The 14,976-nt window shown below is 65.2% G+C and carries 11 protein-coding genes and 1 pseudogene; 5 read left to right on the top strand and 7 right to left on the bottom strand.

Annotated features, from left to right (window positions below):
- Positions 1-84 precede the first annotated feature (84 nt).
- A pseudogene (locus AC5RV1_RS13905) lies at positions 85-507 on the top strand (HNH endonuclease); the annotation flags it as partial.
- 155 nt (positions 508-662) lie between these two features.
- On the opposite strand, the gene AC5RV1_RS13910 reads toward AC5RV1_RS13905, so the two are convergent.
- From AC5RV1_RS13910 to AC5RV1_RS13920, 3 genes are all read right to left on the bottom strand, one after another.
- The gene (locus tag AC5RV1_RS13910; protein ID WP_493949152.1) at positions 663-2,021 is read right to left on the bottom strand and encodes an ABC transporter substrate-binding protein; all 1,359 of its coding nucleotides are present in this window, start codon (positions 2,019-2,021) and stop codon (positions 663-665) included.
- A 252-nt stretch (positions 2,022-2,273) separates the two neighbouring features.
- Positions 2,274-3,215, bottom strand: a complete 942-nt coding sequence (locus AC5RV1_RS13915) for a carbohydrate ABC transporter permease (protein ID WP_493994954.1) — start codon at positions 3,213-3,215, stop codon at positions 2,274-2,276.
- Complete coding sequence (locus tag AC5RV1_RS13920; protein ID WP_493949150.1) at positions 3,205-4,149, bottom strand: carbohydrate ABC transporter permease; 945 nt, start codon at positions 4,147-4,149, stop codon at positions 3,205-3,207. The genes AC5RV1_RS13915 and AC5RV1_RS13920 overlap by 11 nt, the downstream gene beginning before the upstream one ends.
- Positions 4,150-4,504: 355 nt before the next feature.
- Between AC5RV1_RS13920 and AC5RV1_RS13925 the strand changes: the two genes are divergently transcribed.
- The 4 genes from AC5RV1_RS13925 to AC5RV1_RS13940 are packed head-to-tail and all read left to right on the top strand — an operon-like array spanning position 4,505 to position 10,367.
- A complete protein-coding gene (locus AC5RV1_RS13925; RefSeq protein WP_493994955.1) occupies positions 4,505-5,800 on the top strand; it encodes an ABC transporter substrate-binding protein in 1,296 nt (431 codons plus the stop codon).
- Positions 5,801-5,851: 51 nt separating this feature from the next.
- Positions 5,852-7,075, top strand: coding sequence for an acetylxylan esterase (locus AC5RV1_RS13930; RefSeq protein WP_493994956.1), 1,224 nt, complete (start codon positions 5,852-5,854; stop codon positions 7,073-7,075).
- Complete coding sequence (locus tag AC5RV1_RS13935) at positions 7,075-9,192, top strand: DUF6807 family protein (protein ID WP_493994957.1); 2,118 nt, start codon at positions 7,075-7,077, stop codon at positions 9,190-9,192. Before AC5RV1_RS13930 ends, AC5RV1_RS13935 begins: the two co-directional genes overlap by 1 nt.
- 53 nt (positions 9,193-9,245) lie before the next feature.
- Positions 9,246-10,367, top strand: coding sequence for a M24 family metallopeptidase (locus tag AC5RV1_RS13940; RefSeq protein WP_493994994.1), 1,122 nt, complete (start codon positions 9,246-9,248; stop codon positions 10,365-10,367).
- 120 nt (positions 10,368-10,487) lie between these two features.
- On the opposite strand, the gene AC5RV1_RS13945 is transcribed toward AC5RV1_RS13940, so the two are convergent.
- The 4 genes from AC5RV1_RS13945 to AC5RV1_RS13960 are packed head-to-tail and all read right to left on the bottom strand — an operon-like array spanning position 10,488 to position 14,962.
- Positions 10,488-11,939: an aldehyde dehydrogenase (NADP(+)) gene (locus tag AC5RV1_RS13945; RefSeq protein WP_493994958.1), complete on the bottom strand. Its 1,452-nt coding sequence runs from the start codon at positions 11,937-11,939 to the stop codon at positions 10,488-10,490.
- A 52-nt stretch (positions 11,940-11,991) separates the two neighbouring features.
- Positions 11,992-13,095 carry a mandelate racemase/muconate lactonizing enzyme family protein gene (locus AC5RV1_RS13950; protein ID WP_493994959.1) on the bottom strand — a complete coding sequence of 368 codons (1,104 nt, stop codon included), beginning with the start codon at positions 13,093-13,095 and terminating at the stop codon, positions 11,992-11,994.
- Positions 13,095-14,000, bottom strand: coding sequence for a 5-dehydro-4-deoxyglucarate dehydratase (locus AC5RV1_RS13955; protein WP_493949143.1), 906 nt, complete (start codon positions 13,998-14,000; stop codon positions 13,095-13,097). Before AC5RV1_RS13955 ends, AC5RV1_RS13950 begins: the two co-directional genes overlap by 1 nt.
- Positions 13,997-14,962, bottom strand: a complete 966-nt coding sequence (locus AC5RV1_RS13960; RefSeq protein ID WP_493949141.1) for an NAD-dependent epimerase/dehydratase family protein — start codon at positions 14,960-14,962, stop codon at positions 13,997-13,999. Before AC5RV1_RS13960 ends, AC5RV1_RS13955 begins: the two co-directional genes overlap by 4 nt.
- Positions 14,963-14,976: the final 14 nt, after the last annotated feature.

Below are 14,976 nucleotides of genomic sequence, written 5' to 3' on the forward strand. Positions count from 1 at the left end.
GGCAAAACGACACCAGGGCCACGTTCGTCCGAAGTCACAGCACCAGCCTGACAGCCAGTCTCGGACCGGCTGTCAATAACACTCCCAGACGACACCTGCCGCACCCCCTACTGCGACGCGCCCATCCGCCACCACGACCACATCATCCCCTGGCACAAAGACGGCCCCACCAACAGCGGAAACGGACAAGGCCTCTGCGAAGCCTGCAACCACACCAAAGAAGCACCCGGATGGACAGCCACACCTACCCCGGGACCCCGACACTCAGTAGAACTCCGCACACCCACGGGCCATACCTACCGATCCACTGCCCCACCCCTGCCAGGAACCGCATTACCGATGGCCGCGAAGCACTCGGTCCAGGTACTCGGCCGTGTTGCACCACGCAACTTCCGCCCCAGCGGCGGCGGGTCCTTATCCCGTCGGGCGACCGGGCCCAATAAGCAGAACGCCTTGGGTCCCACGGCTTGTAGCGGCTTACCACTGACGGCCCGAACAACTCCTTAAACAGCTCCGCCTTAAACAGCTCCGTCCCGGGAGGAACCAATGGTTCCTGCCGGGACGGAGCTGCCACCCGCCGTCGGACGTTATGGGCGGAGGAGGCGTCCTCCCAAGGTGTCCAGAGCCGTGTTTGTTGGCGGTGTGAAAACTAGGCGTGAATGCTAACTGCTGATGGCGGACTTCATCTCGTCATGCGCCTTCTTGCCAGCCTCTTCCGTGGATAGCCGCTCGAAGAGAACCTCAGAGGTGTAGCGCTTGATGATTTCCTGGATGGAGCCGGCGCCCTTCGGCGGCGGAGCAGGAGCCTCGCCCAGCTCGTCCTTGATCTGGTCGATGAACTTGACCACCTTGACGTCAGCAGGAGTCAGCTTGGATTCAATGGCTGCCCGGACATCCGAGTTCGGGTAGACACCGCGGTCGGCCAGGAGCGCTTCGCCGGCCTTGACGTTGTTGGCCAGGAAGTCGATGAACTTGGCCGTTTCCTCAGGGTGCTTGGTGCGTGAGGAAGCAGACCAGAACTGCGAAGCCTTGTACCAGAGTCCGGCGTCATCGGCCTTTCCGGTCTTAGTGGGGAACCGCAGGATCTTCAGGTCACCGCCGGATGCCTTTTCGAGGGCAGGAGCCTGGTTGGACCACCAGAAGGCCATGCCGTTCTTGCCGGTGGCGAGTCCGCTCTGGTCCAGCGGCGCGGCCTCAGCTTCTACCACCTCGGAAGCGGACGGAACTGCCTTCTTCTCGCTGAGCTGCTTCAGGAACTCCCACCATTCGGCGATGTCGCTCGGCTCAAAGCCCAACTTGCCGTCGGACGTGTACAGGGACTTGCCGTTCTGGCGGAGCCAGACGCCCAGTGAAGCCTCATCGGTTCCGTAAGCTGCGGCGCCGTAGGTGCCCTGGGGAGACTTGGCCGTTATTTCGGTGGCAATCCGTTCGAAGTCCTGCCAGGTCCAGGTGGAGTCGTCGGGCAGCGGCACTCCAGCGGCTTCGAAGACTTTGGGGTTGGCCAGGATGGTTGCGGCGTTAATTCCGGCAGCGATGCCGGTCAATCCGTCATCACTCTTGCCGGCATTGAGCGCGGCTTCGTCGAGTTTGGAGGTGTCGATCTCGTACTTCGACAGGTCCAGAAGGGCCCCGCGGCTGGAGTATTCAGTGATGTACTTTTCGTCCATCTGGATGATATCCGGGGCATCGTTGGCCGCGACCTGAGTGGCCAGCTTGTCCCAGTAGCCGCTCCAATCACCAAATTCGGGCTTGATCTTGATGTTGGGGTTTTCAGCCTCGAACTGCTTGATGGCTTCCTGCGTCAGCTGGGCCCGCTTGTCGCCACCCCACCAGGAGAAACGCAGTTCGACGGGACCATCAGCGCTTTCCGAAGCAGCTCCTCCGCCACAGGCACTAAGGGCCATGACGACGGCGGCAGCGGCTGCTACCAGGCCTGTCTTGCGTAGCGGGCGGCGTGAGCCCGTGGTGGGTGTCTCTGCCGATTGCTTGGCAGCAGACGCAGGGCGGGTAAATAGCGGCACTGGATACTCCGATCTTCTTTGATCATGATGCTGGTTGATCAGGTGCTGGGGATTGGGTGGGGGGATGAAACCAGGAGCAGGAGGGGAAAACGGGAAACCGCTTTCTGCACCTAATGCTACAAGTGCTCAACTTGTATTACAAGATGTTTTTGAAACTCTTTTGGAACTGCAGAAACGGCCCGCCATCGGACGGGCCGTTTCGCGAAGTGCCGGAGCGCCATCAGCAACTGCCGCGCTGCTGATCGGCAGGGACTACTTGATGCCGGTGGTCGCGATGCCCTTGATGAGGAATCGCTGGCCAAACAGGAACACCAGGAAGACCGGCAACAGTGACACGATGGACATCGCGAACAGCGATCCCCAGCTCGTGGCCGACTGTGCATCCACGAAGGCCCTCAGTGCCACCGGAACCGTGAACATGTCCGGGTCCGTCAGGTAGATCAGGGCGCCGAAGAAGTCGTTCCAGGTCCAGATGAAGGTAAAGATGGTGGTGGTGGCCAGTGCCGGCACCATCAGCGGCAGGATGACCTGCAGGAAGATGCGCGGGTGGCCGGCTCCGTCGATCCTGGCGGCCTCGTCCAGTTCGCGGGGAATGCCGCGGATGAACTGCACCATCAGGAAGACGAAGAACGCTTCCGTTGCCAGCAACTTGGGAACGATCAGCGGCCAGAACGTATTCACCCAGCCGATCTGCGAGAACAGGATGTACTGCGGGACGATCACCACGTGGAACGGAAGCATGATGGTCAGCAGCATGATGCCGAACAGCAGTTTCTTGGCGGTGAACTGCAGCCTGGCGAAGGCGTACGCAGCCATCGAGCACGAGATCAGGTTGCCCAGGATGGATCCGATCACCACAATCGCGGAGTTGATCATGTAGTGCCCGAAGGGGTGGGTCAGCGCGGACCAACCGGACGTGTAGTTGCTCATCTCCAGGCTGTTCAGCCACAGGCCGGGCTCCCGGAAGATCAGCTCATTGGGCCGCAGCGAGGACACCACCATCCACAGCAGCGGGTAAATCATGAGCCCGCCGGCAAGGATGAGGATGGCATGTTTCATCAGCGCTTTGCTGCGCTGCGCCTTGCTGAAGGCCAGGGTGCCCCGGGACTCCCTGACTTTGGGCTTGCGGCGGTTCGTAGGCTTGCCCGCGCCGGCAGTCTCCGGGGTGGGCAGCGTCTCAAGCTTAGTCGTCATAGAAAACCCAATACTTAGAAGCGATGAAGTTGATGGCGGTGAAGATGCCGATGATCACCAGGAGGAGCCAGGCCATGGCGGACGCGTAACCCATGTCGAACTGGCCGAATCCCTTTTGGTAGAGGTACAGGGTGAAGAACATGGTGGAGTCCGAGGGCCCGCCGTTACCGCCGGAGACGATGAACGCCTGGGTGAACGACTGGAACGAACCGATGATCTGGAGCACAAGGTTGAAGAAGATGATGGGGCTCAGCATCGGCATGGTAATCCGCCAGAACTGCTGGAGGGTGGTAGCCCCGTCAACCTTTGCCGCCTCGTAGTACATGGCAGGGATCTGCCGCAGGCCTGCCAGGAAGATGATCATGGGAGCGCCGAAGGTCCACACGTGCAGCAGGATGATGGAACCAAGGGCCGTGCTGGGATCCGAGATCCAGCCCGGTCCCTGGATACCGAACATCGCAAGGACCTGGTTGACCAGGCCGGTAGTGCCGAAAATCTGCTTCCAGAGGATGGCAACAGCCACCGACCCGCCCAGCAGGGACGGCAGGTAGAACACCGAGCGGTAGAACGGCAGCCCGCGCAGGCCCTTGTCCAGGACAAGGGCGATCAGCAGCGCCACGGCCAACTGGAGCGGGACGCCGATGAAAACGTAGGTGAAGGTCACGCCCAGGGAGTTGTGCAGCCGGGCGTCCGTGAGCATCCGGGTGAAGTTCTCCAAACCGACCCATTCCGGAGGCTGGAGGAGGTTGTAGTCCGTGAAGGACAGGTAAAGGGACATCAGCATCGGGCCGATGGTGATGGCGACGAGGCCTACCAGCCACGGCAGCAGGAAGATATACGCGGCCTTATTGTCGCGGCTGTTCGCCTTCTTCTCTTCCGGGGTCGCTTTACCCTTCTTCCGGGAAATCGAGCTGAGTTCGCTGATGGCGCTCACTGCGGCAACCCCGTTCCGTGTAGCAGGCCCGCTGCAGCCGGCATTCCAGCCGGGCGCGATGCCCTGGGTATGTGTTTAGCGGCCATGTGGTCTCCTTTGGTCATCGTGGCCTCCACGTATTTGGTATCGCCGGAGCGAGTACGGACGCCCACCGCCCCGGGCGCAGTTCCTAAAGAAGCGGACCAGGAGTGGCGGTCATCCGTTGCATCACCTGGCGGTGGTTCGGATTCAAAAGCGGCTCGGTACCAAAGTAAACGGTTTCTTGACTCTTGTATAGCCCTTTGTTAGTTTTTGAGAAAACGCTTTCTGTTACCGGCGTCACTTCACCGGAAAACACCAACTGAGGGGCAGGACAATGCGGTTTAGTCTCAAAAAGTCGTCCAAGGCAGTCGCCGGCGCATCGGCAGCGCTGGCACTCGTTTTAACAGGCTGCGGCAGCAGTCCGGAAGCCAGCAAGGTGGGGACTGTTGAAGACCCCGTCACCATCCGCTTCGCCTGGTGGGGCAACGATTCCCGCGCCAAGACCACCCTGGAAGTCATTAAGGACTTCGAAGCGGCGAACCCCACCATCAAGGTGCAGGGCGAGAACACGGAATTCAGTTCCTACTGGGACAAGATGGCCACACAGATCGCCGGGGGCACCACTCCGGACGTCTTCGCCATGAGCGGTGCCTATCCCAGTGAATACGCGAGCCGGGGCGTGCTGCTGGACCTGGACAAGGTCAAGGACCAGATCGATACGTCAAAGTTCGCAGAGGGCACAGTGGACCTGGGCAAGATCGACGGCAAGCAGTACACCATCACCGCCGGCGTCAACTCCATGTCCATGGTGGTCGACCCGAAAGTATTCGAGGCCGCCGGAGTCGAGCTGCCCGACGACGAGACCTGGACCTGGGACGACTACGCCGAAATCGCCGCCGAGATTACCAAGAAGTCTCCGGCCGGAACCTTTGGAACCACCCCCATGACCAACGACTCGTTCCTTGCGGTATGGGCACGCCAGCACGGCGAGGACCTCTACACCGATGACGGCAAGAAGCTGGGCATCAGCGAGGACACCGCCACCGAGTGGTTCGAGATGAACAAGAAGCTGATGGAAACCGGCGCCGCACCGTCGGCCTCCCAGACTGTCGAGGACAACTCTGCCCAGCCCGAGTTGACGCTGATGGGCCAGGGCAAGCAGGGCATGAAGATCTCTTGGAGCAACCAGATGAACTCATACTCGGGTTCACCGCTGGTGATGATGAAGCTCCCGAATGAGAGCAAGCAGCCGGGCGCGTGGTTGCGGTCCTCCATGGAATACGCCGTCTCTTCGAAGTCGGCTCACCCCAAGGAAGCAGCCATGTTCATCAACTACCTGGTGAACAACGTGGACGCGGCCACCAAGATCAAGAGCGACCGCGGCATGCCTGCCAACACCGAACTCAAGGCCGCCATCACGCCTCTCCTCAAGGAATCCCAGCAGAAGGAAGCGGAATACCTGGACCGGATTGCCGAGCTGAAGATCGAGCCGCCGTTGCCCTTCCCCGCCGGATCGTCGGCCACCATGGAGGTCATTAACCGGCTCAACACGGATGTACTGTTCGGAAAGACCTCACCGCGGGATGCTGCCAAGGCCTTTATCCAAGAGGTCAACTCGAACCTGGGCTAACCGCACGCCCGGACAATTCCGCACTGCAACATCAGAACAGGAGGCAGGCCAGTGAGCCCCGATGCCGAACTGACCTTCGAAGCCCGGCCACCACGGCCCAGCGCGATAGCCGGCTACGGCGACTGGCCTGCCTATGTTCAGCAAAACCCCCGGTACCAGGCCGCCGCCCCGGCGTCGCAGGAACTTGCGGACGCGCTTGGGGTACCTGGCGCGTCCCAGCAGCCTGAGGTAACCGTCCATTGGGCGAAAACGTACGACGGCGTCACCACCTCCCAGCTCAGCTGGCAGTTGGGTTTCGGCCCCCGCACCACTGGCTGGCTGGTCCGGCCGGCCGGGGTTTCCGGACCCCTGCCCGGTGTCCTTGCCCTGCACTGCCATGGGGGCAACAAGTTCGGCGGGGCGGACCGGCTGGTGGAACTCCCGGAATCACATGCCTCGGCGGAAAACGCACGGGCAGGCCACTACGACGGCCGCGCGCTTGCCATCGAGGTGGCCCGCAGGGGCTTCGCCGTCCTCGCCCACGACACGTTCGCCTGGGGCAGCCGCCGCTTTGACCTTTCCGTTCCGCCGTGGCGGACGGCCTCGGCCCTGGAGGCGCGGCTGGCGCAGTGGCGGCAGGACGGCGTCGTGCCTTCCGAAGCTGATGAATACAACGCCGCCGCCGCATTCCACGAGGAAACCGTGGCCAAGACCGCCGGCCTGCTGGGCACCAGCCTCGCCGGCATGGTGGCCCATGACGACCTGGCGGCCCTGGAGATTCTCGCCGGACTGCCGGACGTGGACCAGGACCGGCTGGGCTGCATCGGCTTCTCGGGTGGCGGTGGCCGCGCCCTGGCCCTTGCCGCCCTGAGCCCGCGGATCCGCAGCTACGTGGTGACGTGCATGATGACCACTTTCCGGTCGCTTCTTCCCGCCCACCTGGACGCGCATTCCTGGCTGCTGCAGACCCCCGGCCTGTGGCGGCTGGGTGACTGGCCTGAGCTCACGGCAAGATCCGGCGCAAGACACCTGCTGGTGCAATACGCCCTGGCAGATGAACTTTTCCCCGAAGACGGCATGCGTGAGGCCCACCGCATCCTGGAGTCACTGCACCGCCCGGGGAGCTACACCGGAAGCTTCTGGCCGGGCGGCCATGTTTTTACGGCCCGGATGCAGGAGGAAGCCCTGGACTTCCTGTCTTCCACGCTGCATGCCACGCAGCCGGACACATCCGGCCCGGCTGCTGCGGGCACACCCGACTTCCAAACCACCTTCAGCCCGGGAGGAACTTCCTGATGACTCAACAATCCGCCACCGCGGAGAACAGCACCCGCACGGCACCGGCAACTGACCCGGCAGCGGTTCCGCGCATAGCCTTGGTGGGCGTCCACGGATTCGGCGAACGCCACCTTGCCAACCTCGCCCGGCTCGAGGAAGCCGGGGCCCTGGAACTGGTCGCCGTCGCAGACCCCAATCCTCCCGCAGAAGGACGGCTGGCAGAGTCGGTAGCCGTCTTCGATGACCTGGGACAACTGCTGGCAGCGGATCCGGGGGTCGACGTCGTTATCCTTGCCACCCCCATCCAGACGCATGCCCCCCTGGCCCTCGCGGCGTTGGCAGCGGGCAAGGATGTCTATGTGGAGAAGCCGCCCGTGGCGTCCCTCGCCCAGTTCCAGGAGGTGCTGGCAGCCGCTGAAACGGCCCGGCTGCTGGTCCAGGTGGGCTTCCAGAGCTTGGGATCCCACGCATTGCCCGCCATTCGCCGTTTGGTGGAAGCGGGCGGGATCGGTGACATCCTCGGCCTGAGCGCGAAAGGGCAGTGGGTGCGGAACAAGGCCTACTTCAAGCGTTCGCGCTGGGCCGGGAAGCGCAGCCTGGACGGCATCGACGTGGTGGACGGTGTGGCAACCAACGCCCTCGCCCACGCCGTGGCCACCGCACTGCATATGGCAGGAGCACACACGCTCGCGGACGTGGAAACAGTGGAGACAGACCTTTACCGGGCACACGACACCCAGAGCGATGACACGTCCATCATCCGCGTCCGCACCACCGGCGGGACCACACTGCTCTGCGGGCTGACGCTGTGCGCGCCCGAGCAGCAGGATCCGTCCGTCACGGTGCATGGAACCCGCGGCGAGATCACGTTTTTCTATACCCGGGACGAGGTGGTCATCAGCACCGCCGACGGCCAGCGCCGCGAGAAATTCGGCCGCACCGACCTGCTCGAGAACCTGTTGGATGCCCGCTCGACGGGTGCCCGGCTGCTGTGTTCCCTGCCGGACACCGGTGCTTTCACTTCCGTGCTGGAGGCCATCCGAACAGCCCCGGCACCCCAAGCCATCCCCGCGGCCGGCATCACGTGGGAAGGCGAGGGCGACGACGCCCATCCAGTTGTTCACGGAATCGGCACCTTGATCGAGCGCGCCATCAAGGCGCAGGCCACCTTTGCCGAGCTGGGAGTGCCGTGGGCGCGGGCCCTCCCGCCTGTCCGCACTTTGACGCTGGACGGCCAGGCCATGGCCCAGTACCAGGACGGCAGCCGTATCCGCGCTGTCTCGTCGCCACGGCCCTACCTGCACCCGGTACGTACCCTTCAAGGCACCGTGGTGACGGACCACCAGCCGCTGGACCACGTCTGGCACCTCGGCGTCGGCGTGGCCCTGCAGGACGTGGACGGCATCAATTTCTGGGGCGGGCGTACCTACACACGCGAAGCCGGACAATACGTTTGGCGTCCGGACCACGGCTGCATCACCAGCACAGCGACTCTTATTGAGGAAACGGCCGCCACGTCCCGCGGCCACGACGGCCGGCTGCAGGAGACCCTGAGCTGGAACGGGCCCGACGGCACCCCCGTCCTGGTGGAGGACCGAACCTGGACCTGGTCCGGCATCAGTTCCACCGCCTGGCAGCTGTCCCTGGACTTCGCCCTCTCCCCCGCCGGGAACCAGCCGGTCAGCCTCGGAAGCCCCGGTTCCAACGGTCGCCACGAAGGAGGTTACGGCGGGTTCTTCTGGAGGCTGCCGGCCTGCGACAGCGCCGCCGTCTGGACAACCGCCGGCGCCGGCGAATCCGAGGTGCACGGTTCGGTAACGCCCTGGCTCGCCTGGGCGGGGAAGTTCGAGGCGGGGACGTTCGAGGCCGGAACGCCCGACGGCGGGACTGCCCAGGGCGGCACGCCGCACGGCAGCGCCACCCTCGTTTTCGTCGCGGCAGAAGGTTCCACCGACCCCTGGTTCGTCCGGGCGGACGGCTACCCGGGAGTGGGCCAGTCACTCGCCTGGGACACCCCGGTTATCGCAGAACCGGGCACTTCCGTCCAACGCAGCATCACCGTTTTTGTGGCCGACGGCATCCTGGGCACAGCAGACATCGAAGCATTGATCAACCGGCAGGGGAATCGTTCATGAGCCAGACAACAGCAGACACCGCACCGCTTCCGGGCAGAGGGAGCGGCACCGCGATGCTGGACCCGACGCCATCAGGACCCGTTGCGGCTCCTGGCGTCCGGGTGGCACCAGCCTCCGCGGAGGACCGCGCGGTCAAGCGGAGCCGGGTCCTGGACATCCTCGACGCCAAGGGCCAGGATTCCCTGCTGCTCACCACCCACACGGCGCTGACGTGGTACTTGGACGGCAGCCGGGTGCACATCAGCCTGGCCGGCGATCCCATCGCAGCCGTCCTCGTGGACCGCGACGGCGACCACCTGGTCACCTTCAACAATGAAGCCGGCCGCATCGCTGCCGAGGAACTGCCCTCCGGCGTCACCCTCCACTCGGTGCCCTGGTACGGCAACCTGCACGAGGTGGCAGCCGCCGTCGGCACCACCGGGAAGGCCGCACCGCTGGCCGAAGGAGCCGTAGCAGCTGAGCTGCGGGCGGCCCGCCAGCAGCTGCTCCCGGCTGAAAGCGCGCGGTATGCCCGCCTCAGCGCCGACGTCGCTGCCATCATGACCGACGTGCTCTCAACGGCACGGCCGGAAACCACCGAGTTTGAGCTGGCATCCACGCTGGCCGCCCGGGTTGTAGCCGCCGGTGCGGAGCCGCTGGTCCTCCTGTGCAACGGCAGCAGCCGAAGCGACTTCCGGCACCCGCTGGCCACCCACTCGCCCTTGGGCCGGCGTGCGATGGCTGTGGTGTGCGCCCGCCGGGACGGCCTGGTGGCCAACATCACCCGCTGGTTAAGGTTCGACGCCGGCACCCCGGAAGAGCGCGACGCCGAGGCCCGCATCGCAGCAGTGGAAGCCGACATCTTCGACGCCACCGTCCCCGGCGCCAGGCTGGACCGGATCTTTGCCGAGATCCAGGCCGCCTACGCGCGGCACGGTTTCGGCACCGAGCAGTGGGAACTGCACCATCAGGGCGGGCCAGCCGGCTACGCGGGACGCGACCCCCGGGTCACCGCAGCGGCGACAGACACGGTGGTCCTGAACCAGGCCTTCACCTGGAACCCGTCCGGGCCCGGCGTCAAGATCGAGGACACCGTCCAGCTCACCGAATCCGGACTGCAGGTCCTTACCGTGGACCCCCGGTGGCCCTCGACGACGGTCAACGGCCTCCAGCGGCCAACCACGCTCCAGCTCTAATCAAACGCTCTCTCACTTAATGCGCCAAAACGCGAAACGCTCTCTCAGTCGAAGCCGGAGTACAGGCAAGCAACTGAGAGAGCGTTTCGGTTAAACCCACATCAACTGAGAGAGCGTTTCCTAGGGGAGGATGAGTTCCCCGTCCACCCGGCGCGGGATGGCGAGCGGGTTGCTTTCGCGCAGGGCCGGGTGCAGGACCGCTTCGGGCGCATCCTGGTAGGCAACCGGACGCTGGAACCGGCGGACCGCCGTCGCACCCACCGAGGTGAAGAGCGAGGTGGTGGCCGGGTAGGGACCGCCGTGCTGCTGTGCCCAGTTGACGGCCACGCCGGTGGGCCAGCCGTCGAAGAGGACGCGGCCGGCCAGGTTGGACAGCTGCTCCACGAGCCCGGACACGTCCTCGCCCGGCTCCGCGTGCACCGTGGCGGTCAGGCTGCCCGGTACCCTGGCCAGGACTGCGGACAGCTCCTCCTGGTCCGTGTATTCGATCAGCATGGTGGTGGGGCCGAAGCACTCCTCCAGCAGTTCCTCCGGGCGCTCAAGAGCCTTCGCCGCGGAGGTGGAGAAGACCACCGGGGCGGCTCCATTGGACACCGCATCCTGGTCCACGCTGCCGCTCACCACGTCAACGCCTTCCACGGAAGCGAAGCTGCGCAGCCCGTCCGGGTACGCCTCGGCGATCCGGGTGGTCAGCATGCCGAGCGCCGGCTTGTCCTTGCTGGCCTCCGCCACTTTCGCGGCGAAGTCCGTTCCAGCCGGAATGAAGACCAGCCCGGGCTTGGTGCAGAACTGGCCGGCGCCAAGGGTGAAGGATCCGGCCAGCCCCTCGGCAAGCTGCGCGGCGCGCTCTGCCAGGGCCCGCTCGGTAACGACGACGGGGTTCAGGCTGCCGAGTTCGCCGTAGAACGGGATGGGCTCGGGGCGGGACGTGGCCAGGTCGAAGAGGGCGCGGCCACCGGGGATGGAGCCGGTGAAGCCGACTGCTTTGATGGCGGGATCCTGTACCAGCGCCGTTCCCACCTCGCGGCCGGCCACCAGGGCGAAGAGGCCTTCCGGCGCTCCTGCGGCAGACAGTGCCTCGGCCATAATTTCGGCTGTCCGCTCCGAGAGGCGCAGGTGGCCCGAGTGGGCCTTGACGATGACGGAGCAGCCCACGGCAAGGGCGGACGCGGTATCTCCGCCGGCTACCGAGAACGCGAACGGGAAATTGGACGCGGAGAACACCGCAACCGGGCCGATGGGCCGCAGGATGCGGCGGAGGTCAGGCTTGGGTGGCGTGGAGTTGGGGTCGGCATGGTCGATCACGGCTTCGAGGTAGGAACCCTCGGTGATCACGCGGGCGAACAGGCGCAGTTGCCCGGTGGTCCGGGCCACTTCGCCCGTAAGACGGGTTGCGCCAAGGCTCGTCTCGGAATCCGCGATCTCCACCAGTTCCGCGGCGTTGGCGTCGAGCGCATCGGCCACGGCCGTCAGCCAGGCGGCACGTTCCGCGTCAGAGGCTGCTGCGGAGATTTTGGCTGCCTCCGTGGCGGCGGCCGTGAGCTCGGACAGGGAAAGAGTTGCAGTTGTCACTTGAGGTACCTGTTCTTCTTGTCTGGATTCATCGAGTCTGCGTTGATCTGCTTCAGCCTGCGTCGTGGAAGCGGAGGCCGAGTCCGGGCTGGTCGGTGAGCGTCAGCCGGCTGTTGCTGAACCGAACCGGCGAAGGGGCGGCCAGGATCCCCAGCTGCTCAAAGGAGGCCTCCTCCACGTCCTCCACCAGCGTGGGCTCCGCGAGCGTGAGCGCCAGCTGGCCGGACAGCTCCGGCAGCAGGTGCGGCATTACCTTGATGCTGTTGGTCCGTGCAAGCTCAACAATGCGACGGAACGGTGTAATCCCACCCACCCGGATGATGTTGGGCTGGATGATGTCCACTGCTTCCGCTTCGATGAAATCGCGGAAGCGGTAGATGGTGTGCAGGTTTTCACCGAGGGCGATCGGCACGGCCGAGTGCTTCCGGAGCCTGCGGTAGGCCCAGAGGTCGTCCGCGCGGATGGGCTCCTCAAGCCACTCAAGGCCAAACCCGGACAGGACGTCCAGGGCTTTGAGCGTAGTGGGCAGGTCCCAGCGCTGGTTGGCGTCGATCATCAGCTTCCGGTCCGGCCCCAGGACGGAGCGGACCGCGGCCACCCGTTCGGCGTCCTCGCGGATGTCCGGCTTGCCCACCTTGATCTTTACTGCCTGGTGCCCGGCGGCAACCCACCGCTCAGTCTGGGCTACGAGCTCCTCGAGGCTGTAGTGCAGGTTTACTCCCGAGCCGTACACCTCCGCGGACTCCTGGCGCTGCCCCAGGAGTCCGGTGACGGACGTGTTGGCACGGGAGGCCCGCAGATCCCAGAGGGCAAGGTCCACCCCGGCCATGGCGATGGTGGTCAATCCCCCGCCGCCGGCTTCATGCAGCCGTTTCCATACCGCGTCCCACACAACCTCCGGGTTGGCGGGCAGCCCGGTGATGAACGGGGCGATGTCGTAGTCCAGCAGGGCCTTAACCGCCTGCGGACCAATGGTGGGCGTCCAGGAGAAACCGTGCCCCGCGCCGCCGTCGTCCGTGTGAATCTCTGTGGCGATCACGTGGTTTTCCGGCGCCTCAACACCCCAGCTGCGGCGCAGCGGTACAGTGATGAGCCGGGTGCTCAGGCCCGTGATGCGCGGTTCCGTGCGGACGGCAACAGTTGCGGGGGCACTCATCAGCGACCAGCCAGCTCGTAGCCCTTGGCGAGGATGGCCTTCAGTTGCACCAGCTGCTCCTCGGTGGGGTCAACCAGCGGCGGGCGCACGGAGCCGACGGGCAGTCCGCCCAGGCGCAGGCCCGCCTTAATCAGCGAGACGCCGAAGCCCGGAGTCTGGTCGCGGAGCCGGACCAGCGGTGCGTAAAAGCCTTCCAGCAGGGCGTTGCGGCGGTCCTCGTCGCCGGCCATGTACGCGTCGTAGTAGGCCTTGGCGATCTCCGGTGCCATCGCGAAGGCGGCCGAGGAGTAGAGCGGGATGCCAAGGCCGCGGTAGGCGCCCTGGGTCAGTTCGGCGGTCAGCAGGCCGTTGAAGAACGCAAAATCCTCCCGTCCGGTGGCACGGACTGCGGATACAATTTCCTGGGCCAGGCCGACGTCGCCCAATCCGTCCTTGAAGCCGACCACCTTGGGGTTGGCAGCCAGCTGCGCCATGGACGTGGCGGTGAACTTGGCGTTGCCGCGGTGGTAAACGATCACCGGCAGGCTGCTGGCGTTGGCCACAGCCTCGATGTACGCCACGAGCCCGTCGGTGGGGCCGGTGACCAGGTACGGCGGCAGCACCAGGAGTGCGTCCGCGCCTGCTTCTTCGGCAGCGCGGGCCGCAGCAATGGCGTGGCCCAGCGGGCCGCCGGCGCCTGCTACTACCGGAACCTTTCCTGCGACAACCTCGACGGCGGCCGTGACCACGGTGCGGACCTCCTCGATGCTGAGGGCGTGGAATTCGCCAGTGCCGCAGGCGGGGAAAACACCGCCGGGGCCGAACGGGAGGCGGGAGCTGATGTGTTCCTTGAGCAGCGCTACGTCAACGGCGCCTTCAGCCGTAAAGGGGGTGACGGGGAAGAACAGTACGCCGTCGAATTTCATGGTGTCTCCTTGGCTCCGCTGCCGGCGGTAACCAGCGCAGAGTTCTCGTCGTTGAGGGTGGGATGGGACTTCAGTTCGGTGCGCCAGCTGCGCGTGGGGTGCCAGCCCAGGAGTTCCTGTGCTTTGGCAATGGAGAAGGCCGGGCTGGTGCCCGCGAGTCCTGCGCTGAGGGCCTCGCTTCCGGGCAGGAACTTGGGCATCAGTTCAGCCAGCGGCGCGGTGGCCAGGGCATCCGCGGCTCCGACGAAGAAGGTTTCCCCGTTGGGGATGGACTGCATCTTCTCCAGCAGCAGGTCCAGGAAGTCCGCCACGTCCCGGGCATCCACGTAGTTGAACAGTGCGGGCGCGGACAGGGCGGGATCGGCCAGCCGTTCGGCGAGCGTGTGGCCCTGCTGCGTCGGTGCGCCTTCCCATTCCTCCGGCGAAATGACAAAGCATGGGCGGAACGCCGCATAGCGGATCTTCTCACCCTGGGCGGCAGCGAAAGTCTGCATCGTCTGCTCTGCGATGAGTTTGGACAGCGCGTACGCGTTCCAGGGCCGCGGCGGGGTCCGCTCGTCCAGCGGGAACGACGGCGGCAGCCAGCCTGCGGGTGAACCGTAGCCCAGCACGGTGGGGCTGCTGGCGGTGACGATCTTCTGCACGCCGACCTCCGTCGCCGCACTGATCACGGCGAAGGCGAGCCGGGTGTTCGTGGCGAAGATGACGTCCTCAGGCGCGCTGAACGGTACCGCTATCGCCGCAAGGTGGATGACGGCGTCGGGCGTGGTTTCCCGGAGGAGGCGCAGCGCCTCACCCGGGGCCAGGAGGTCGGCAGTTTCCTGCACGACGCCGGCGGGCAGCTGTTCAGCGGGGACGGCGTCGCGGTCCACCGAGATGACCTGATGGCCCTTGCCGGCAAGTCCGGCCACAACGCTGCGGCCCAGGCGGCCGGAGCCGCCGGTGACAAATATTGTGCTCATGGTTGTTCCCAGCC

The organism is Arthrobacter sp. Hb9-2 (assembly GCF_059091165.1).

Excerpts from the sequence above, each read along its gene's own strand:
- AC5RV1_RS13950 (WP_493994959.1), bottom strand. The coding sequence starts at position 13,095 with ATGAGTGCCCCCGCAACTGTTGCCGTCCGCACGGAACCGCGCATCACG.
- AC5RV1_RS13955 (WP_493949143.1), bottom strand. The coding sequence starts at position 14,000 with ATGAAATTCGACGGCGTACTGTTCTTCCCCGTCACCCCCTTTACGGCT.
- AC5RV1_RS13940 (WP_493994994.1), top strand. The coding sequence starts at position 9,246 with ATGCTGGACCCGACGCCATCAGGACCCGTTGCGGCTCCTGGCGTCCGG.
- AC5RV1_RS13960 (WP_493949141.1), bottom strand. The coding sequence starts at position 14,962 with ATGAGCACAATATTTGTCACCGGCGGCTCCGGCCGCCTGGGCCGCAGC.
- AC5RV1_RS13935 (WP_493994957.1), top strand. The coding sequence starts at position 7,075 with ATGACTCAACAATCCGCCACCGCGGAGAACAGCACCCGCACGGCACCG.
- AC5RV1_RS13915 (WP_493994954.1), bottom strand. The coding sequence starts at position 3,215 with ATGACGACTAAGCTTGAGACGCTGCCCACCCCGGAGACTGCCGGCGCG.
- AC5RV1_RS13925 (WP_493994955.1), top strand. The coding sequence starts at position 4,505 with ATGCGGTTTAGTCTCAAAAAGTCGTCCAAGGCAGTCGCCGGCGCATCG.